The organism is Mucilaginibacter gynuensis (genome assembly GCF_039541195.1).
GTDB classification, from domain to species: Bacteria; Bacteroidota; Bacteroidia; order Sphingobacteriales; family Sphingobacteriaceae; genus Mucilaginibacter; species Mucilaginibacter gynuensis.
Genome location: NZ_BAABFT010000001.1, coordinates 769,374 through 790,126 on the forward strand (window position 1 = coordinate 769,374; position 20,753 = coordinate 790,126).

Below are 20,753 nucleotides of genomic sequence, written 5' to 3' on the forward strand. Positions count from 1 at the left end.
CCTTTTACCTTTCAGCTTTTACCTTTATCCTTTCCGCTCCCCTCACTCGCTTCTCAAACTCTTTATCGGGTTGGCAACCGCTGCCTTAACCGATTGAAAGCTTACCGTGAAAAAGGCTATAGCGAAAGTGATAAGCGCGGCCAGTACGAAAACGCCTGCATTGAGCGGGGCACGATAGGCAAAATTTTGCAGCCATTTATCCATAGCGTAGTACCCAAGCGGCATGGCTATTACAGTGGCAATCAGCACCGGTTTTAGCATATCTTTTGAAAGCAGCAGTAGAATATTTTGTACCGATGAACCCAGTACCTTGCGCACGCCAATTTCTTTGGTGCGTTTGGCAGCGGTAAACAGCGACAGGCCGAACAAACCCAAACAGGCGATGAAAATTGCCAGGCTCGAAAATATACTCAGGATAGTTTGCTGCCGCAGGTCTGTTTTGTAAACGGTATCGAATTTTTGATCGAGAAACGTATACTCAAACGGATAAACCGGCGCGGCCTTGCTGTAGCTGGCTTTAAGAGCAGCCAAGGCATTTTGCAGATTACCCGCTTTAAGTTTGATCACGGCTACCCTCCTGTCGTCTGCCGGTGATATTACCAGCGCGTCCATATTCTCTTTTAGCGAGAGAAAGTTATAATCTTCAATTACCCCTACTATTCTGCGTCGGTGCTCATCGCGCATGGTGTTCTTTATCCATTTACCAACGGCCTGCTCCGGCGTAAAGTTCAATTTTGTGGCAGCGGTGCGGTTTATCAACACGGCATCATTGGTATCGGTAGCAAACTGTGGTGAGAAATCACGGCCTGCAATAATTTTAAGTCCAAGCGTTTTTACATATTCAAAATCGGCAAATTCGGTACGCGACTTAAATACATCGTTTTGGCCTTCAACATCAAAGCCATGCATATCATGAAAACCACCCGGCTCACCCGACATCAGGGATACCGATGCCACATTGCTGTTATTTAACAGATCATTTTTAAAGGCATTCTTATTATTATAAATATCGTCGTTATTTATGGGCACAAGCACGGTTTGCTCCTTCTCATAACCCAGCGATTTGTTTTTTACAAAGCTCATTTGGTTACGGATAATAATGGTACCGATAATAAGCAATACCGATATGCTGAACTGAACTACCACCAATACCTGCCTGAACAGGGAGCCACCTTTGCCCAATTGCAGTTTACCCTTCAGCGCCTGCACAGGCGAAAATGCCGAAAGGAAGAATGCCGGGTAACTGCCTGCCAAAAAGCCCACGAAAAGGATCACGCCTATTAAAAACAGGTAAATAGGCGAAGCACCCCATGGCACAGTTAAATGATAACCTAAAATGTTATTATACCAAGGCATCAACAGCATTAAAAGCCCTATTGAAAACGCGCATGATATCAGCGTTAGTAATACCGATTCGCCGATGAACTGCCATACAAGGTGGTTGCGTAAAGCCCCCATCACCTTACGTAAACCCACTTCTTTTGAACGCTCAACCGCGCGAATGGTCGACAGGTTCATGAAGTTGATACAGGCAATTACCAGTATTAGCACCGCTATAGAAAGAAAAATGTATACTACCGTTTTATCGCCATGCTTAACGTTATCAAACGTTGAGGACGGTTCAAAATAAATGTCGTTTAAAGGGGTAAGCGCAAGATCGAACCTGACATGCATCTTCTGCATATCCTTACCCATATACTTTTCCATAAAAGCCGGAAAACGTTTTTCGAGCTGGGCTTTGTCAACATTATCCGCCAGTTGAACGTAGGTAAACCCGTTATTATACGTCCAGGCTTTAAACCAATCGCGGCTGGTATAGTTTGAGATGGGTATTACCGCATCAAAGTTAAGGTGCGAGTTTGAAGGTACATCTTTAGCCACGCCGGTCACTTTCAATTGCAATTGCTTATCCAGTTGCACTACCTTACCAATGGGATCTTGGTTGCCGAAATATTTTTTAGCGGTAGTTTGGGTAATCACTATGCTGCCGGGTTCTTTCAGGGCAGTCGCCGCGTTACCTTTTACAAGCGGAAAGGTGAATAATGTAAAGAAATCAGCATCGGCTACATATATGTTTTTTTCGCTGAAAGATTGGTTACCAAATGAGATCAATCCCGAATTAGGCATTACGCGTACAGCCCTCTTTATATCATTTGGATAATCGTTCAACAAAGCCGACGCATAGGGTGCCGACACGTAGGGCACCTTCATTTTATCTACGTCGAAACCACGCATTACCCGGTATATATTCTTGTTTTTATGAAATTTATCAACGCTAAACTCATTGGTAATAAACAAAAAGATCATCAGGCAAACCGTAATACCAATGGTTAATCCCAGGATATGAATAAGCGAAAACGACTTGTTCTTATACAAGTTTCGCCATGATATTTTTATGAAGTTCTTTAACATAATTTTACATTTAGTCAGTGGTCATTAGTCATTGGGTCATTTTTTTAGCGTTGAGCCTTTCTCCTTTTCCGCTTAGCTATAGCTTTCAGCTTTAGTCTTTCCGCTTTCAGCTCCCCTTTACCTTTCAGCTCCCCATTATTCGCTCCTCAAACTCTTCACCGGGTTGGCTATAGCTGCCTTAACCGACTGAAAACTTACTGTAAGCAAAGCAATAACTACGGTAGCAAAACCTGCCAGTGCAAACACCCACCAACTGATGGTGGTACGGTAGGCAAAATCCTGCAACCACTTGTTCATGGCGTACCAGGCTATCGGGAAAGCTATTAGTGACGCTATTAAGACCAGCTTCAGAAAATCGGTTGACAACATAGCCACCACGTTTTTCACCGAAGCGCCCAGCACCTTGCGGATACCGATCTCTTTGGTGCGCCTTTCAGCAGTATAAATAGCCAAACCAAGCAAGCCCATGCAAGCCACTGTAAGCGATAGCACCGTAAACACGCTGAATACCTGGCTGATGGTTTTATCGGCACGGTACAGGGCATCAAACTCGGCATCCAAAAAGCTGTATTCAAAAGGCGTATCGGGCATAAACTGCTTCCACTTACTTTGCAGCGCGTTGATGGTTTTATTGTAATCGCCGGGTTTTATGCGTACGGTAATATATGATGAACCGGTATAATACGATTTGGAAGTGGTGTAAAACAACGCGAACGGCGATACGGTGCTGTGCAATGATTCTACATTAAAATCTTTCACCACGCCTATTACTTTAAATTTTTGGTTTCCGTTACCGGGATACAAGATGCTTTTGCCAATGGCATCTTTCCAGCCTATTTGTTTGGCGGCAGTTTCGTTGAGTATTACCGAAGCCGAATCGGCAAAGTCTTTGGCAAAGGCACGGCCTTTAACCATTTTAAAGCCCATGGTGGGTATAAAATTCTCGTCGACAATGAATGATGACAGTGTGATCTTGGTTTCGTCGCTTTTAGTATTGTTTGCATCGGCCTCGGGCGTATAAAAATCGCCGAAGGAGTTTTTGGTAGGCACGCTGGTAGAAATACTGGCGCTGCTTACCTGCGGCAGCGTAAGTAATTCCTGCCGAAGACTTTCTTCGCTATCGCCCAACCTGTCGGCATTGGAAATAACCACTACATTCTCTTTAGCAAAACCCAAATCTTTTGATTGACTGTATTTCAGCTGTTTATAAACCACAATGGTGCAAACAATTAAAGCGGTTGATACCGTAAACTGAAACACCACCAAGGCGTTACGGGTTACAAACTTACCCGTAGTACTGTTAAACAGGTTGCCTTTTAATACACTGACCGGCTTAAATGAAGTGAGGAAGAATGCCGGGTAACTACCTGCCAGTAAACCTGTAAGCAGCACAAGCCCTACAATGGCCAGCCATGTTCTTATATCTAAAAATGCCGAAAGCGAAAGCGCCTTATTAGCTAATTGATTGAAGTACGGAAGCACCAATACCACCATTACAACCGCGATAACAGCGGCAAACAAACAGTACAGCAGTGCCTCTGTAATAAACTGCCCTACCAACTGTTTACGCAGCGAACCAAGCACCTTACGGATCCCTACCTCTTTGGCCCTTTTTGCAGATTGCGCGGTGGCCAGGTTCATGAAATTTACACAGGCCAGCAATATGATAAACAGTGCGATGGCCGAAAATATGTACACGTTTTTAATACTGCCCTGTGTAATAAAAGCAGTAACTATATTACCCGAATACAAGTGAACCTCGGTTAAAGGCTGCAAGTGCAGATCCCAGCGGCCACCGTTCTTTTTAAATTCATCAAAAGGCTGCCCAATACGTTTAAACGCGCTTGCCGCCTGTTGGCTCACCATCTGCGAAAACTTGGTTTCCAGCTTAGTGATGGCCGCCGCGTTGGTAACGTTCCTGAGCTTAACATAAGTGCTCATTTGCAGCCAAACCCAGCTCCACGAAAAGCGCTTTACAGGCGGCATCCCCAGGTTTGATTGCAGCATATCAAACTGCAATGATGACTGTGCCGGAAGATCTTTCAACACTCCCGTTACGGTAAACGGCAGCGAATATTCATCAAATACCAGTGTTTTGCCCATTGGGTTGGCATTGCCAAAGTATTTTTTGGCTGCTTTTTGGGTGAGCACTACCGAATTTGTTCCGTTTAAGCAGGTGGCTGCATTGCCCGCCACCAGGGCATAGTTAAAGAACTGCAAAAAGTTAGAATCAACCGATAGCAAGTTTTGCTCGTTCAGCGAATTCTTCTGACCATCTTTTTCGTAATGGATAATTTCGTTACCCGGTTTATAAATACGGGTATAGCTTTCCACCTCCGGAAAGTTGTTCATTAAAGCGGCTCCCGCAGTGGGCGGCGTATGACCGGCAACAAACTCATCATTGCCCATTTTGCCATCGATATTAACCCGGTAAATGCGGTTGGCATCCTTAAAAAAAGCATCATAACCAAACTCATCATTAACATACATCCCTATCAGTAAAACACAGGCCAAACCAATAGCAAGTCCGCTAATGTTAATGGTGCTGCTAACCTTATTACGGGTAAGGTTGCGCCAGGCTATTTTAAAGTAGTTCTTGATCATTTTATTTGGTCATTTGTTTTTCGTCATTCAGTCATTTACAGTAGTCATTAGGCATTCAGTCAGTGGGCATTTCTTTTAGCTTTAGTCTTTCTCCTTTTCGCTTTCAGCTTTCTCTCTATTCGCTCCGCAAGCTCTTCACCGGATTGATGAGCGCTGCTTTTATCGATTGGAAACTGATGGTTAAAAACGCTACCATTATTGCTGCTCCACCGGCTATTGCTATTACCCACCAGTGGATGGTTTCGCGATAGGCAAAATCCTGCAGCCATTTGTACATCATATACCAGGCTAAAGGTGTGGCTATCAGTATGGCGATAAACACCAGTTTCAGGAAATCTTTAGATAGCATACCTACTATGCCCGATATGCTTGCGCCCAATATTTTGCGGATACCTATCTCCTTGGTGCGCTGCTCGGCAGCATAGGCTGCCAGGCCGAATAAACCTAAACAAGCGATGATGATGGCCAGTGTGGTGAAGATCAAAAATATTTGTCCTATACGTTGCTCGGCACGGTACGAGGCGTCGAAATCCTGATCCATGAACGAGAAATCCATTTTTATGCTTGGGGCAATGGTTTTCCACCTGTCCTCAATTTTGGCGATCACATCCTTAATGTTCGCGCTGTTTACTTTAATACTTAAAGCCCCATTGTTTTTGTCCATCACCATTACCACGGGTGCAATATTTTCGCGCAGCGAGCTAAAGTGAAAATCTTTAACTACGCCTACTATATGATATACTTTAACGTTTTCGGCCGCATGCTTGCCCCCTAACGAACGGTAAAGAACCTTGTTTAACGGCTCCTTCATATCCAAAAACTTGGCAGCAGTTTCGTTGATGATAACACCTAACGAATCGGTAGGCATCCGGTTAGAAAAACTACGACCGGCAACCATTTTCATATTAAGGGTGCTGATGTAATCCTCATCAATTTGCCAGGTTTCCGGGAATAGGGATTTCTTCGGATCGAGCGTGGCATCTTTATAGAACATGGAGGTATTATGCCAGCGCGACGTAGGTAAAAAGCCGGTAAGTGTAGCATTGCTTACACCGGGCAGCTGTTTTACTTCGTCTTTAAATATCCAGGCCTGGTCGTTCAGTTCAAAGGCGTTTTGTACTATAAGCACTTGCTCGCGGTTGTAACCAAGGTTTTTGGTTTGAATGTAGTTAAGTTGATTATGGATCACCAGCGTACCTATAATGAGCACGATAGATATGGCAAACTGAAATACCACCAGCGAACTGCGCAGCATCCCGTTTTTAAAGCCGTTGGCCAGCTTACCTTTTAACACATTGATAGGCTGAAATGCCGACAGGTAAAACGCCGGGTAAGAGCCTGCCAATGCCCCTACTATCACTACAATTAAAATTAATGTTGGTACCAGCCATTTTAAGGCTTGCGCACTTACCACAATCTCTTTACCTGCCAGATCGTTAAAATAAGGCAGCGACAGCAAGGCCACCACACAGGCAATAAGGGTAGCGGCTAAAGTAACCATTACCGATTCGGTTAAGAACTGGGCGACGAGATATCCGCGCGACGAACCCAAAACCTTGCGTACCCCTACCTCACGCGCCCGGTTTGCAGAGCGGGCGGTTGCCAAATTCATGAAATTTACGCAGGCAATGATGAGTATAAACAAGGCTATCGCCGAAAATATGTATACATACTGTAAAGTACTGTTAGGACTAAGCTCGCCGGTGCGGTTAGAGCGCAGGTGAATATCAGTAAGCGGCGTTAAATTCAGCCTGAAATAGTTACCGTTCTTTTCAAAACCATCTATAGACATGTTAAGGTCCGATTGCATTTCGGCAGCGCTGTGCTTATTTAAAAACCCCTGTAAAGAACTTTCAAACTTTTTAGCATCGGCACCTTCGCGGAGTAATACATAGGTATTATAATCGCTGCGCAGCCACTGGTTGGTATGGCTATCGGGCCAGGTGGTCATGGATACAAAAAAATCGAAATTAAAGTGCGACTGCTTTGGGATGTCCTTTATTACCGCGGTCACCTTAAAGTTAATATGATCGTCTATCAGCAAGGTTTTGCCAACTACATTGGTGTTGTTAAAATATTTTTTGGCGGATGTTTCGGTAAGTACAATAGTATTCGGTTCCGAAAGCGCTGTCGCGGCATCGCCGTTGATCACCGGCAGGGTAAATACTTTAAATATCGCCGGATCAGCGTAGGCAACCTTGTTCTCTTTAATGTTGATACCATCCTTTTTTATATGATAAGTACCCGCATTCCTGATACGTACCGCGTTCTCTACCTGCGGAAAGTCCGCTTTTAAAGCATCAGCCAGCGGCGGCATGGCTACGGCGTATAAAACGCTGTTATTACCGAATTTAAGGTCTTCGTTTACACGATAGATCCTGTCGGCATTGGTATTGTAACGATCGTAACTAAGCTCATCAACCACATAAAACACGATCAGCAAACATGCGGCAAGCCCCAGCGCCAGGCCACCTATATTAATAGCTGTAAAGCCCTTGTTGCTACGAAGGCTGCGGAATGCTGTTTTTATGTAGTTACGAATCATGTTTATTAGTCATTTTAGTTCATTAGTCATTCAGCTATGCTGTCATTGGGCATTTAGCTACGCAGTCATTCGGCATTCAGTCATTGCTTTCCGCTTTAACCTTTTACCTTTCAGCTTTATCCTTTCCGCTTTCAGCTCCCCTTACTCGCTCTTCAGGCTTTTTACCGGGTTGCTTGATGCCGCTCTGAAAGTGTTGAGCACTACCACCGTCAGTGTGAGCAGCAGTATGAACAGGCCTACTATGCCGAACATCCAGATGCTTACATTAATGTGGTAGGTGTATTTTTGCAGCCAGTTGTACATTAGCCACCAGGTTAAAGGCACCGCTATTACAAAGGCTACAAATACCAGTTTCATAAATTCTTTTGATATCAGCAACAACACTTGTTGAATACTGGCACCCAGCACCTTGCGAATACCTATCTCACGGATCCGTTTTTCGATAGTGAATGATGCCAGACCGGCTAAGCCAAGGCAGCAGATAAAGATGGCAAGACCTGCGAAAATGTTGGTCACCCGGCTGATCAGTTCTTCGGTAGCGAATTTTTTGCTGAACTCGGTATCAACAAACTGGTACTCAAAAAGGTCGTCGGGGCTGTAGGTTTTATAAATATTTTCAAAAGCCGCTATCGCTTTTTGTGGTTGCGCTCCCTGGTTAAGCCTTACATTTACCCAGTTTAAACCACGGCCAAAATAGGTGATCATTGGCCTTACGGTTTCATAAGGCGACGACATGATGATATTATCGGTAACGCCTATTACATGAAGGAGTGTTTTATCGTAGCGCAACGTTGTGCCCAATGGCTGCTTCAGGTTCATGGCTTCAACTGCTGCTTTATTGAGCAGCACATTGGCGCTATCGGCAGGACTGCCATCAAAATCGCGGCCTTCCAAAATTTTCACGCCCATTGTTTTGGTAAAATCCCTATCGGCAGACATGCCCGAAAAAATAATGGTTGAACCTGTAGGCCTGCCCGGGTAATCGGGGCCGGCAGTTGTCCACCATATATCGGTAATGGGCGAAAATGTGCGTGTCACCCCACTAACCAAGCCTGTTTTAAGCATTTCCTGCTTAATTACATCAAAGTTTTTATTAGCCGCCGCGGTGGCAGGTATCATGATCAGGTTATCGGCATTGTAACCTGTATTGCGGTTTTTTACGTGTTGTATCTGCTGGTAAATAATTATGGTGGCCGATATCAACAGTATCGACATTACAAACTGGCCAACTACCAATATGCGTCTTGGCATAATAGCACTTTTGCCTACCATTATGGTACCCTTCAAAACCTTTATCGGGTTAAATGATGAAAGGTACAGGGCCGGGTAACTACCCGCTGTTATGCCTGTAAATACGACTATAATTAATGCCCCTATCCAAAATAAAGGCTCGGCAAAATTGATACTAAGCTGTTTATTAACCAGCTGGTTGAACATCGGCGTTAAGGCCAGTACAATGATGATAGAAAGCGCGAAGGCTACCGTTGTCAATATGGTTGATTCGGCAAAAAACTGCAGTATTAGTTGTTTTTTATTTGAGCCTAATGTTTTGCGGATCCCGACCTCTTTGGCCCTTTTCTCGCTGCGCGCGGTAGACAGGTTCATGAAGTTTACGCAGGCTATCAGCAATATAACCAGCGCTATAATGGTGAACAGGCGCACATACTCTATCATGCCGCCAACATTTTTACCATCTTTAAATTCATGGTAAAGATGCCACTTGCTCATGGGGTAGGTAAAGTAGGTGCTAAACTTTTCGTCGGGCTGGTGCTTTTTCATCTCGCCGTGCACAATCTTATCTAACGCAGCGTTAGTAGTGCCCGGTTTGGCTTTGATATAAACGTACCACGATGAGTTTACCCACTCATTCATGTTACGTTTGCTTTCTTCGGTTGAATAATTGAACGGCCTTAATCCGTCAAATTTTATGGTAGAGTTGCCCGGAGGGTCGGCAACTACGCCGGTAATTTTCGCGGTTTCGCCGGTATTTATTTTCAGCGTTTTGTTCATCGGATCGGCATCCCCAAAAAACGCCTTAGCGAATGATTGTGTGATAACGATAGATGACGGATCGGCAAGCGCGTTTGCCACGTTCCCCTTGATAAACTTCCACGAAAAAACATCGAGAAAGCCATTGCTTACAAACAGCAGGTCGCGTTTTAAACGCGTATTGTTATACTCTATCAGGCTCCCTTGTGTTTGCGATACACAGGTTACGTGTTCAATTTGCGGATAATCGTTTTGCAACGCCGGTGCCAGCGGGAACACCATGTTCTCGTCGGTAAAAATGTTGTTCTTAAAATCGCGGGTGGCTATTGCCTGGTAAATATTATCGTAGTTTTTATGAAACTGATCAAACGACACCTCATCTTTTACCCACAAAAAAATAAACATGGTACAGGTGATACCTATAGTTAACCCCAGCAAATTGGTGAAAGCGAAACCTTTATTACGTAAAAGGTTTCGCCAGGCTATTTTAATGTAATTTTTGAACATGGTTTAAAGGTGATTGGCGGTTTTAATTTTATTGTGATCAGATCATGATATTCTCTACAACGGTTTTACCATCAAGTAAGCGGATAATGCGGTGGCTGTAACGTGCATCGTGCTCGGAGTGCGTTACCATGATAATGGTAGTGCCTTGTTCGTTCAAATCAGTTAAAAGCTCCATTACTTCGTTACCGTTGCTGCTATCCAGGTTACCGGTAGGCTCATCCGCAAGTATCAGTTTTGGTTTGTTTACTACCGCGCGGGCAATGGCCACACGCTGTTGCTGACCACCCGATAACTGTTGCGGGTAGTGGTTGCGGCGGTGCATGATCTGCATTTTTTTCAATACCTCTTCTACCCTTGTTACCCTTTCGGCAGCAGGCACACCGGTGTAGATCAGCGGCAGCTCAACGTTTTCAAATACGGTAAGTTCATCAATCAGGTTAAAGCTTTGAAACACGAAACCTATGTTGTGCTTACGCAGATCGGCACGTTTACGCTCGGTAAAGTGGGCTACCTCAATATCGTTAAATACGTAGCTGCCCGCATCCGGATCGTCGAGCATACCCAGTATGTTCAACAGCGTTGATTTACCACAGCCGGATGGGCCCATGATGGCCACAAATTCGCCGGTGTTAACTTCCATTGATAGTTTGTTCAATGCAACCGTTTCAACTTCTTCGGTGCGGTAAAATTTTTCGAGATCAGTAATTTTTATCATTTGGCCCTCCTGAAAACCTGCCCGCCGAAACGGGAAGGCTTTTGAATTTTAATTGTGATTTATGTTTTATAATTAGTTATCGTTATTTTTTCAGTACCAGTTCCTGCATATCGCCGTAGGTTTCGTAGCTTGATGTTACTACTTTATCGCCCGGTTGTAAACCTTGCATTACCTCGTAATAATCAGGATTTTGCCTGCCCAGTTGTATATCAACCCTGTAAGCTGTTTTGCCGTCGTCGCTTAGTTTAAAGATCCAGCTGCCACCGGTTTGTTGGTAAAAACCACCTTTTGATACCAGTACGGCTTGTGTTTCGTCGCTTAAAGCCAACCTTATTTGCAGTGTCTGGCCGCGGCGGATACCCGCAGGTACCTTACCGTCAAAGGTCATGTCAACCTGGAAACGGCCATTGGTGATCTGGCTGTATACTTTCTTGATCTTCAGTTTATAAGTTTTATCAGCGAAAGTAAAATCGCCTGCAAGGCCATTGTAAATGCGCGACAGGTAGTGCTCGTCAATATCAACCTTTACCTTAAAGCCCGAAAGCACGTCGATCTGCCCTAAACGCTCACCTTTATTTTTGCTCTGCCCTATTTCGGCATCCATTGAGGTAAGCTGACCGTCAACCGGTGCGCGTACTATCAGGTCGCCTACCTTTTTGCGCATCAGCTCTAAAGTAGCCTTCATATTGGCGTATGATTCGTTTGATTGCTGCAATTGCTTGCTAACCGATATCGTATCTTGTTTTAAAATGTCAGATGCCAGTTTTTTACGGCGTAACTGGTAGTTATAAGTATTTTCAGATGATTGAAACTCCTGCAAGCCGATAGCTTTTTGCGCGTATAATTTTTTGTTCAGTTTATAAATACGGTCTGCTTCTTTAAGAGCATTGTCAACATCGGCCATTTGGTTTAGCTTGCCGATGGTATTTTGCTGCGCCTGTGAACGCGAAATTTGCATTTGGGTTAATACATCAAATACCGAAGTTTGCTGATTGGCCAGGCTAAGCTCCAGATCGGTATTGGCCAGTTTAAGTATCGGGTCGCCTTTTTTCATGGTGGCACCGTCTTCAACAAATTTCCTTTCAACCCGGCCGCCTTCAATAGCATCCAGGTAAATAGTAGTAAGCGGCATTACCACACCATTAACAGGTATAAACTCCTGAAAAGGGCCTTTTTTAATTTCGCTGATGGTAATACGCTCAACATCAACATTCAATTTGCTTTTACCGGAGGTGAAAAATATACTGCCCGCAACAAGCGCTACAATAGCGGTAATGCCGGCAATGGTCATTATCTTTTTAGAGTTCCACTTCTTTTTTTCTATAATTCTGTCCACAGTATTTTATTAATATTTGAACAACAGATACAAAAAGATATGCCATAAATTAAAATGCTGTTTTTCAGTATTTTACATGAGTATTATTAAATAATACCGTACGCTATTGTTACATCAGGTGTACGGTTATGATACAGTGTATTTTAGGCCTGTTTTAATAATATGCTGTATTTCAATATTTTGGATATTTGGTTACTGTTTTGGGTATTTGAGTACAGTTAAAAAGCGTACAATTGCAGGTCGCTTAAATTTATAAATGCGAAAAAATACCTATTTTAACACCTTAATACGATATAAATAAACCAACAGCACCAATGATACTTAAGAAAGCTACCGTTTTAATTGTTGATGATGACCCCGATGTACTTACCGCGGTAAAGCTTTTGCTTAAACCGGCCGTACAGGAAATTATTACCGAGAAGAATCCGGAAAACATAAACTGGCTGCTGCAACGTAACCAGGTTGACCTGGTGCTGCTTGACATGAACTATAACAGCGCCATTAACACCGGCAATGAGGGCATTTACTGGCTGCGCAAGGTGAAAGAATGGAAACCCAACGTATGCGTTATTATGATAACCGCTTATGGCGATATCGACCTCGCGGTACGTTCGTTAAAAGAGGGCGCTAATGATTTTATTGTTAAGCCATGGCATAACGAAAAGCTGATTGATACCATTACCGACCTGGTCGATAAAAAAGAAGGCGGCACCAAACCTGCCAAAGCATCGGTAAAAAGCAAAGCCGGCGACCAGGCCATACTGGGCGAAGCCGATGTAATGCAGGACATATTTTACAAGGTAAACAAAATAGCCCCTACCGATGCCAACATATTGATACTGGGCGAAAACGGAACGGGTAAAGATTTGATGGCGAAGGCCATACACGAGCGCTCATTACGTGCCGATAAACCCTTTGTTAAGGTGGATGTTGGCGCGTTGACCGATACCTTATTCGAGAGTGAGCTGTTCGGCCACAAAAAAGGTGCGTTTACCGATGCCCGTGAAGACCGCATGGGCCGCTTTGAAGAAGCACAGGGAGGCACCTTGTTTTTAGATGAAATTGGCAACATCAGCCTGCAACAACAGGCTAAGCTGCTTACCGTGCTGCAAAACAGGCAGGTAACGCGTTTAGGTACCAACCGCCCGGTTGATGTAGACATTAGGCTGATATGCGCTACCAACGTACCGCTGTATGAGTTGGCTAACGAAAACCATTTCCGTAAGGATTTAATTTACCGTATCAATACCGTTGAAATTACTATGCCGCCGCTGCGCCGCCGTAATGAGGATATTGTGATACTGGCCAAGCATTTTGCCAAGCTATATGCCAATAAATACCTTAAACCAACTATGGAATTTGAGGCCGCGGCATTGCAAAAGCTAAAATCGTATAACTATCCGGGTAATGTGCGCGAGTTGCAGTATACCATTGAGCGTGCCGTAATTATGGCCGATGAGCATATTTTAAAGGCCGATGACCTGCTATTCTCGGTACTGGAAACCAGCAATGAGATACAGGAAGAAAAGGACAATATTCCGTTAAGCACACTGGAAAAGAATGCCATATTACGTGTTATTGAAAAGCACAACGGCAATATTACCCGCGCCGCCAAAGAGCTGGGTTTAACCCGTACGGCCCTCTATCGCAGATTAAGCAAGTATGATATATAAAAGTTACGAATGGCGGCTGCTGCTTCGTGTGGTGGCCTTGTTTATTGTAGTTACGGCCACCTGCTTAGTTGTTATCAACGGGAAGTACCTTTTTTTAATGATCACCGGGCCACTGCTGCTGTATATCATATCGCGCATGATCCATTTTCAGAAAAAGGCGCAAGATGAAGTAGAGCAATTTGTAGAGGCCATTCAATACCGCGATTTTTCGAGGCATTTTGATGTACGCAAAGCGCCAAATGAACTAAAGCCGCTTCGCCATGGTTTTAATGAGATTAACGCCACCTTTAAGCAAATTACCCGCGAACGCGAAACCCAATACCAATACCTGCAAAAGATACTCGAACTGGTTGATACCGGCATCCTATCGTACGAACAGGACGGCGGCGAAGTGAACTGGACAAACGATTCGTTCAAGAAACTGATTGACGTCCCCTACCTCAAATCGATACAATCGCTCGAAAAACGAGACCATGGTTTGTATGATGAGATCACCCAGTTAAAACCCGGCGATAACAAAGTGCTAACCATTACCCGCGATCAGCAACTGGTAAAAATACTCATCACCGCCAGCCTGATGCGCACCGATAATAAAACGAGCAAGTTACTGGCCTTCCAAAACGTGAGCGAGGCATTGGACGAAACCGAATCAAAGGCCTGGTCGAAATTACTGAATGTAATGACGCACGAGATCATGAACTCGGTTGCCCCTATCTCTTCACTGGCCGATACTCTGAAGAACCGCCTGCAAAGCCCTGAGATTGTCAATAGCGACATCAGCGACGAACTGGAAGATATTGAACTGGGTATTGACACCATTAAACGCCGAAGCGAAGGTTTACTTAAGTTTACCGAAAGCTACCGCAGCCTTAACAAAATTACCAAGCTCGATTTGGACAAGGTGATGGTACGCGATATGTTTGAGAACATGAACAGCCTGATGCGCCCAACACTGGATAAAAAACGCATAGAGCTCGACATCATCCTCCGCGACCCTGCACTGGCTATTGAGGCTGATATTAATTTGGTAGAACAAGTGCTGATCAACCTGTTGGTAAATGCTATCGAGGCCGTTAAAGACCGCGAGCATCCGCAGATCACCCTATCAGCAGAAATACAAAAAAATAAAACCTTAGTTAAGGTGAGCGACAATGGTTTAGGCATGCCACCTGAACTGTTAGATAAGATATTTATTCCGTTTTTCAGTACCCGTAAAACTGGTAGTGGTATCGGTTTAAGCTTGTGTAAACAGATCATGCTGCTGCATAAGGGCAACATACAGGTACAATCAACCGAAGGCAAGGGTTCTTCATTCATCATGCAGTTTTAACCGTATTAATGGCTACCAACCGTTTAAAAATCATAGCCATATCGGGCAGCCTGCGCGATGGTTCAACCAATCATGCTATCCTTAATTTTATCAAAACACTTTGCCCGGATACTATTGAATACGTTATTTATAACCGATTAAGAAATATCCCGCCTTTTGATCCGGGGCTGGATAATGATAACCCGCCCGATGAAGTTGTTGATTTGCGGCAACTGCTTACCATGGCCGGCGCGGTACTGATCTGTACACCTGAATACGCTTTTGGTGTGCCCGGCTCGCTCAAAAACGCTTTGGATTGGCTGGTATCAAGCAGTACGCTGGTTGATAAACCTGTGGCTTTAATTACCGCTTCCTCTGTAGGGCATAATGCCCATGCTTCGCTCCTGCTTACGCTTGGCGCGCTATCGGCAAACGTGGTTGAGGGCGCGGCTTTGTGTATCCCCTATATCCGCTCAAAAATGGATAATGATGGCAATGTGACGGATAAAGAAACCGAAGAACACATTACCGCCTGCTTTAATGCATTGTTAACCTCGATAAGCTAACCACTTACTGCCAATTTGACAACCTGCTTACATTTGGAACGAGCCTTGATGGTTGCGTGATAACAAATGATCATTTAATTTATAACCATATAGAATTATGCAAGAAAAAGGCACGATCTCGATCCACACCGAGAACATTTTTCCGATAATTAAAAAATTCCTGTACTCTGATAACGAGATATTTTTGCGCGAGCTGGTATCAAACGCGGTTGATGCTACGCAAAAACTGAAAAGACTGGCGTCATTAGGTCAGTATTCGGGCGATGCAAGCAACCTGCGCGTTGAAGTTTCGGTTGATAAAGAGGCTAAAACCATCACCATATCTGATAACGGTATCGGTATGACAGCCGAGGAGATCAAGAAATACATCAACCAGATCGCGTTTTCGGGCGCTACAGAGTTTATGGAGAAATTTAAGGAAGCCAAAGATGCCAACGAGATCATCGGTCGCTTTGGTTTAGGTTTCTATTCGGCATTTATGGTGGCCGACAGGGTTGAAATACAAACCTTATCGTACCAGGATGGTGCCGAGCCTGCTTACTGGGTATGCGATGGCAGCACCGAGTTTGAAATTGGCGAAGGTATACTTGAAGAACGCGGTACCGAAATTACCCTGCATGTAAACGCCGAATCTGAAGAGTTTTTAGAGAAAGGTAAACTACAACAGATACTTGATAAATACTGTAAATTTTTACCTGTGCCTATTAAATTTGGCGCAAACGAACAAGAAGAAGAAGACGGTGTTGATGAAGAAGGTAAAACCAAATACAAAACCATTGAGGTTGATAACATCATTAATGATACCAACCCTATCTGGACAAAAGCACCGAATGAACTGAAGGACGAAGATTACCTGAAGTTCTACAAAGAGCTTTATCCTTTCTCTGAAGATCCTTTGTTCTGGATCCACCTGAATGTTGATTATCCTTTCAACCTTACCGGTGTATTGTACTTCCCTAAAATCAAGAACGATTTTGATACCCAACGCAATAAGATCAAACTATTTTCGCGCCAGGTATTCATTACCGACGAGGTAAAAGACATCGTTCCGGAATTTTTAATGCTGTTGCATGGCGTTATCGATTCACCGGATATTCCGCTGAATGTATCACGTAGTTTCTTACAGGCCGATAGCAACGTTAAGAAGATCAACACCTACATTACCAAAAAGGTAGCTGATAAATTAGCTGAACTGTTTAAAGCCGACCGCAAAGCCTACGAAGAAAAATGGACCGACATTGGTTTATTCGTGAAATACGGCTTGGTAAGCGAAGACAAGTTTTATGATAAAGCAAAAGATTTTGTTTTATTAACCAACACCGCTAAAGAAAACTATACCCTTAGCGAGTATAAAGACAAAGTTGAAGCTACCCAAACAGATAAAGATGGTCAGCTGATCTATCTGTACACTAATGATCCGGCTAAGCAGGATTCATTCATTCAATCGGCCAATAAAAAAGGTTACGATATTTTGCAGATGGATTCGCCTATTGATAACCACTTCATCAGTCATTTAGAGCAAAAACTGGAGAAAACATCGTTAAAACGTGTTGATGCCGATGTTGCCGATAAACTGATCAAAAAGGATATAACGCTGGAAACTGTTTTAACAGAAGAGCAATCAACCAAAGTGAAAGAGATCTTTGATAGCGCTATCAGCAAACCGGCTTACAAAGTTGAGCTGGAAAGCCTTAGCCCCGAAGAACTGCCGGTAACCGTTACCATGGATGAGTTTATGCGCCGTATGAAAGATATGGCTGCTATGGGCGGCGGTATGGGCTTTTATGGCAGCATGCCTGATAACTACAAGGTGATAGTGAACGGTAACCACAAACTGATTACCCGCATACTGGAAACTGAAGATGCAGGCACACAAGCGCAACTGGCCAAGCAAGCGTTTGACCTGGCCCTGTTATCGCAAGGTTTATTAACCGGTGCCGAGTTAACCGAATTTGTTAACCGCAGCGTTAACCTGATATAAGGTTAACCGCAAACAATATCAAAGCCGCCCGTGTATTATACCGGGCGGCTTTTTTGTTGCAACTTATTGCAAGTATTATCGTTGAATAGTTTAAGCCGCGGGGCTTAATCCCCTAAATAACATTTTTAAATATCTTTGGCCCTATCATGACCAAAAAACATCTGCTACTGTTCTTTTTCTTTTGTGTTTGCAGCGTGAGTACTTACGCCAATTTCAACTTTAATGCCAACTGCGTTAACGCTTATGAAGCTATTATCAGTCTGCGTATTAACGAGGCCAGGCAGCTGATACAGAAAGAAAAACAGCATGATCCTAAAAACGGGATCATTATAATGCTGGAGAACTATGTGGATTTTTTTAGCCTGATGGCATCTGACAATAAGAACGACTACGAAAGGCTGAAAGATTACCGGTCGGACAGGTTATCGGCATTAGAAGATAACAGCGACGAAAAATCACCCTACTACTTATACACACAAGCCGAGGTTTACCTGCAATGGGGACTGCTGAAAGGTCGTTTCGGCGATTACCTGTCATCAGCCCGCGATTTAAAGAAAGCCAGCAACCTGCTTAAGGAAAACACCAAAAAATTCCCTGATTTTACACCCAATAAAAAAGGTATAGCATTGGTGAACGTCATCTTCGGGTCGATCCCCTCCAATATGAAAGGCATCACCAGTTTTTTGGGGATGACAGGCAATGCCCCAACCGGTATTAAACAATTGGAAGCGTTGCGTTTGGAGTTACCAAAATCAAAGTATGAGCTGTTTAAAGATGAAGTGATCTTCTTTTTGTGTTACATTAATATTGATGTGCTGCATAATAAAAACAGTTACGATAAACTGATCGGCTATGTAGCCGATATGGATAGCAAGAGTTTGCTTAAAAGCTATCTGCAAGGTTACGTGGCCTTCAAAAGCGCGCATAACGAAGAGGCTATCAACTTTTTAAAATCGGCACCTGCATCAACTATTTATATTGACATGCCGCCTATTGATTACTTGCTGGGCAATGCCAAACTTAACCGGCTGGATACCGATGCTTACGTGTACCTGAACAATTACCTGCGCAGCTACAAGGGCATCAATTTTATTAAAGACACCTATCTTAAACTGGCTTATTTTTACCTGTTGAAAGGCGATAATGCCAAATACGATTACTACCTGAAACAGGTACGCGCCAAAGGCTACGCGGTTGACGAGAAGGATAAGCAGGCCCTGAAAGAAGCCAACGATGCCCCGCCCGATACCGATTTGCTGCGTGCCCGTTTCTATTTCGACGGCGGATATTACAACAAAGCATTGGCCGAATTAAAGGATGAAAAGGTAAACACCTTTAAGCTGTTAAGGGATAAAATAGAGTTTTACTATCGCCTTGGTCGTGTGTACGACCGGATGGAACACGATAACGAAGCCCTGCAAAATTATCAGCAGGCAATTAACCTGGGCAAAAAAACCAGCTATTACTACGCGGCTAACGCGGCACTAAGTATAGGCTACATATACGAGCGAAAAAAGGATTACCCACGTGCGGCCAGTTTTTACAAGCAGGCCATTGATATGGACGATCACGAATACAAAAGCAGCATTGATAACGAGGCCAAAGACGGACTGAAAAGACTGGGCAAATAATTAAGCCTCGGGTTCATCCGTAAAGCGGATGTTTTTTTGGATGGCTTGCAAGTGGTATTGGTTCACTTTGGCTTTCAGCTCATCAAAATCAAAATCGTGGTTGGTACCGCAATCGTACATATTGAAATAGAGCGATGCTTTAAGGCTCTCAAAGTAATCGGTTAGGTTACTGCTCCATATTAGCTGGCAGTTGCCTTTAATGCGTTGTACAATCTCTAATATGCCTTCCTTAAATACAATGTGCCTGATGTGGCTGGTCTCTAAGTTTCCCTGTGGATAATAGAGCAATACATTGCCGGGGGTACTTAGCACTTCGGCGGCATACGCTAAACTTTGCTGAACCGAGCGCTTACCGGGCTCGATGGAAAATGAACCGATATACCGCAGCCACCACTTCTTTTCCATTTGCTTTTTAACCGACATTACATATAAAGCCTTAACGTTTTGCTGTTTATGAATGCCATATATAGCCAGGTAAAAGGCGAACAAACCATCCCAAAAGCTAAAGTGGTTACACATTAGTATGTACGAATGATCGGGTTTTACATCGGCAGGCCTTACAATGACTTTATTAAAACGATATTTAAACACCAGCGATAAAAAATAAGCTGCCAGTTTTAACAGGTATAAAGGAAGTGGTTTTGATTTGATGATCATAACAATACAGCCGATAATGCGGATACGAAATTCTGGTTGATCATCTCGTGGTTCTCATCCAATATAATTACTTCCGCATTTTTAACTTTAGCGATGAATGCCTTGCCCATAGCAGGCGGGTACATTTTATCGCGTTTGCCAAATATAAAAATGCTTTTGATGTTTTGCGCATCCAGCGCCTGTATCAATTTGGGCTCGTTGGTTTCAAAAAAGCGTAAATAGGTAAAGCAGGCATAAAAATTAAATCGTAGTTCAGGCGTATTGATCTCGTTGAAGAGTATCTTGTAGCCTATATCATCCAAAAAACCAAATCGCTTGCTAAAGCCCAGCATTTTTATGAGCGCGGTTTCGCTTAAGGCCAGTTTACTTAATATGCGGTTGCCTAACTTGTTCTTACTGAAAAAGGTAACCAATGTTCCCGGATTAATTGATGATGGCGCTATCGCGATGTATTCATCTATTCTATCAGCCAACTCTTCAACTACTACTGTAGCGTAATGCGTACCCATAGAGTAGCCGATTACCGAAAAACGGTCTATCTGCTCGTGCCTGCAAAAATCGGTGATCAGGTCGGCCAATTGTTTTTTGGTGATACCTTGTTTAACAGTAGGCAGGCTCTGATCCTTGAGTTTGGTTTGTTTATGAAAGAAGAGATCGAAACCGTAAAAGGTATATTTTGAACTTAACGCGGTATCTTCAAAAAGTTTGAACTGCTTACCGTGCATCCCATAACCATGAAAACACAGCATTTTTTGTTCGCCGTTACCAAATTGGTAATAGTGAAGGTTAACCAGCGCGTTTTCAAAGTAGTGATCTGTCATGCGGATG

The 20,753-nt window shown here is 43.6% G+C and carries 13 protein-coding genes; 5 read left to right on the forward strand and 8 right to left on the reverse strand.

Annotated features, from left to right (window positions below):
* Positions 1-42: 42 nt before the first annotated feature.
* The 6 genes from ABD894_RS03130 to ABD894_RS03155 form a co-directional block, all read right to left on the reverse strand.
* On the reverse strand, positions 43-2,412 hold the full coding sequence (locus tag ABD894_RS03130; protein WP_345209522.1) for an ABC transporter permease: 2,370 nt from the start codon (positions 2,410-2,412) through the stop codon (positions 43-45).
* A gap of 135 nt (positions 2,413-2,547) precedes the next feature.
* The gene (locus ABD894_RS03135; protein WP_345209523.1) at positions 2,548-5,016 is read right to left on the reverse strand and encodes an ABC transporter permease; all 2,469 of its coding nucleotides are present in this window, start codon (positions 5,014-5,016) and stop codon (positions 2,548-2,550) included.
* A gap of 115 nt (positions 5,017-5,131) precedes the next feature.
* Complete coding sequence (locus ABD894_RS03140; RefSeq protein WP_345209524.1) at positions 5,132-7,561, reverse strand: ABC transporter permease; 2,430 nt, start codon at positions 7,559-7,561, stop codon at positions 5,132-5,134.
* A 141-nt stretch (positions 7,562-7,702) separates the two neighbouring features.
* Entirely contained in the window at positions 7,703-10,057 is a 2,355-nt protein-coding gene (locus ABD894_RS03145; RefSeq protein WP_345209525.1) for an ABC transporter permease, read from the reverse strand.
* A gap of 37 nt (positions 10,058-10,094) precedes the next feature.
* Positions 10,095-10,772, reverse strand: coding sequence for an ABC transporter ATP-binding protein (locus ABD894_RS03150; protein ID WP_345209526.1), 678 nt, complete (start codon positions 10,770-10,772; stop codon positions 10,095-10,097).
* Between the two features lie 82 nt (positions 10,773-10,854).
* Positions 10,855-12,108: an efflux RND transporter periplasmic adaptor subunit gene (locus ABD894_RS03155; protein ID WP_345209527.1), complete on the reverse strand. Its 1,254-nt coding sequence runs from the start codon at positions 12,106-12,108 to the stop codon at positions 10,855-10,857.
* A 314-nt stretch (positions 12,109-12,422) separates the two neighbouring features.
* Between ABD894_RS03155 and ABD894_RS03160 the strand changes: the two genes are divergently transcribed.
* The 5 genes from ABD894_RS03160 (at position 12,423) to ABD894_RS03180 (ending at position 19,268) form a co-directional block, all read left to right on the forward strand.
* The gene (locus ABD894_RS03160; RefSeq protein WP_345209528.1) at positions 12,423-13,781 is read left to right on the forward strand and encodes a sigma-54-dependent transcriptional regulator; all 1,359 of its coding nucleotides are present in this window, start codon (positions 12,423-12,425) and stop codon (positions 13,779-13,781) included.
* Positions 13,771-15,111 carry a sensor histidine kinase gene (locus tag ABD894_RS03165; RefSeq protein ID WP_345209529.1) on the forward strand — a complete coding sequence of 447 codons (1,341 nt, stop codon included), beginning with the start codon at positions 13,771-13,773 and terminating at the stop codon, positions 15,109-15,111. The genes ABD894_RS03160 and ABD894_RS03165 overlap by 11 nt, the downstream gene beginning before the upstream one ends.
* 8 nt (positions 15,112-15,119) lie before the next feature.
* Positions 15,120-15,656: an NADPH-dependent FMN reductase gene (locus ABD894_RS03170; RefSeq protein WP_345209530.1), complete on the forward strand. Its 537-nt coding sequence runs from the start codon at positions 15,120-15,122 to the stop codon at positions 15,654-15,656.
* 97 nt (positions 15,657-15,753) lie between these two features.
* Positions 15,754-17,637, forward strand: a complete 1,884-nt coding sequence (gene htpG / locus ABD894_RS03175; RefSeq protein WP_345209531.1) for a molecular chaperone HtpG — start codon at positions 15,754-15,756, stop codon at positions 17,635-17,637.
* A 146-nt stretch (positions 17,638-17,783) separates the two neighbouring features.
* On the forward strand, positions 17,784-19,268 hold the full coding sequence (locus tag ABD894_RS03180) for a tetratricopeptide repeat protein (protein ID WP_345209532.1): 1,485 nt from the start codon (positions 17,784-17,786) through the stop codon (positions 19,266-19,268).
* Here ABD894_RS03180 and ABD894_RS03185 read toward each other — a convergent pair whose 3' ends face one another.
* Entirely contained in the window at positions 19,269-19,925 is a 657-nt protein-coding gene (locus ABD894_RS03185; protein WP_345209533.1) for a 1-acyl-sn-glycerol-3-phosphate acyltransferase, read from the reverse strand. It lies immediately after the preceding gene.
* Positions 19,922-20,746 carry an alpha/beta fold hydrolase gene (locus ABD894_RS03190; protein WP_345209534.1) on the reverse strand — a complete coding sequence of 275 codons (825 nt, stop codon included), beginning with the start codon at positions 20,744-20,746 and terminating at the stop codon, positions 19,922-19,924. Before ABD894_RS03190 ends, ABD894_RS03185 begins: the two co-directional genes overlap by 4 nt.
* Positions 20,747-20,753 lie beyond the last annotated feature (7 nt).

Coding starts and splice junctions, on each gene's coding strand:
- ABD894_RS03170 (WP_345209530.1), top strand. CDS start 15,120: ATGGCTACCAACCGTTTAAAAATCATAGCCATATCGGGCAGCCTGCGC.
- ABD894_RS03140 (WP_345209524.1), bottom strand. CDS start 7,561: ATGATTCGTAACTACATAAAAACAGCATTCCGCAGCCTTCGTAGCAAC.
- ABD894_RS03185 (WP_345209533.1), bottom strand. CDS start 19,925: ATGATCATCAAATCAAAACCACTTCCTTTATACCTGTTAAAACTGGCA.
- ABD894_RS03150 (WP_345209526.1), bottom strand. CDS start 10,772: ATGATAAAAATTACTGATCTCGAAAAATTTTACCGCACCGAAGAAGTT.
- ABD894_RS03180 (WP_345209532.1), top strand. CDS start 17,784: ATGACCAAAAAACATCTGCTACTGTTCTTTTTCTTTTGTGTTTGCAGC.
- ABD894_RS03190 (WP_345209534.1), bottom strand. CDS start 20,746: ATGACAGATCACTACTTTGAAAACGCGCTGGTTAACCTTCACTATTAC.
- ABD894_RS03160 (WP_345209528.1), top strand. CDS start 12,423: ATGATACTTAAGAAAGCTACCGTTTTAATTGTTGATGATGACCCCGAT.
- htpG (WP_345209531.1), top strand. CDS start 15,754: ATGCAAGAAAAAGGCACGATCTCGATCCACACCGAGAACATTTTTCCG.
- ABD894_RS03130 (WP_345209522.1), bottom strand. CDS start 2,412: ATGTTAAAGAACTTCATAAAAATATCATGGCGAAACTTGTATAAGAAC.
- ABD894_RS03145 (WP_345209525.1), bottom strand. CDS start 10,057: ATGTTCAAAAATTACATTAAAATAGCCTGGCGAAACCTTTTACGTAAT.
- ABD894_RS03135 (WP_345209523.1), bottom strand. CDS start 5,016: ATGATCAAGAACTACTTTAAAATAGCCTGGCGCAACCTTACCCGTAAT.
- ABD894_RS03165 (WP_345209529.1), top strand. CDS start 13,771: ATGATATATAAAAGTTACGAATGGCGGCTGCTGCTTCGTGTGGTGGCC.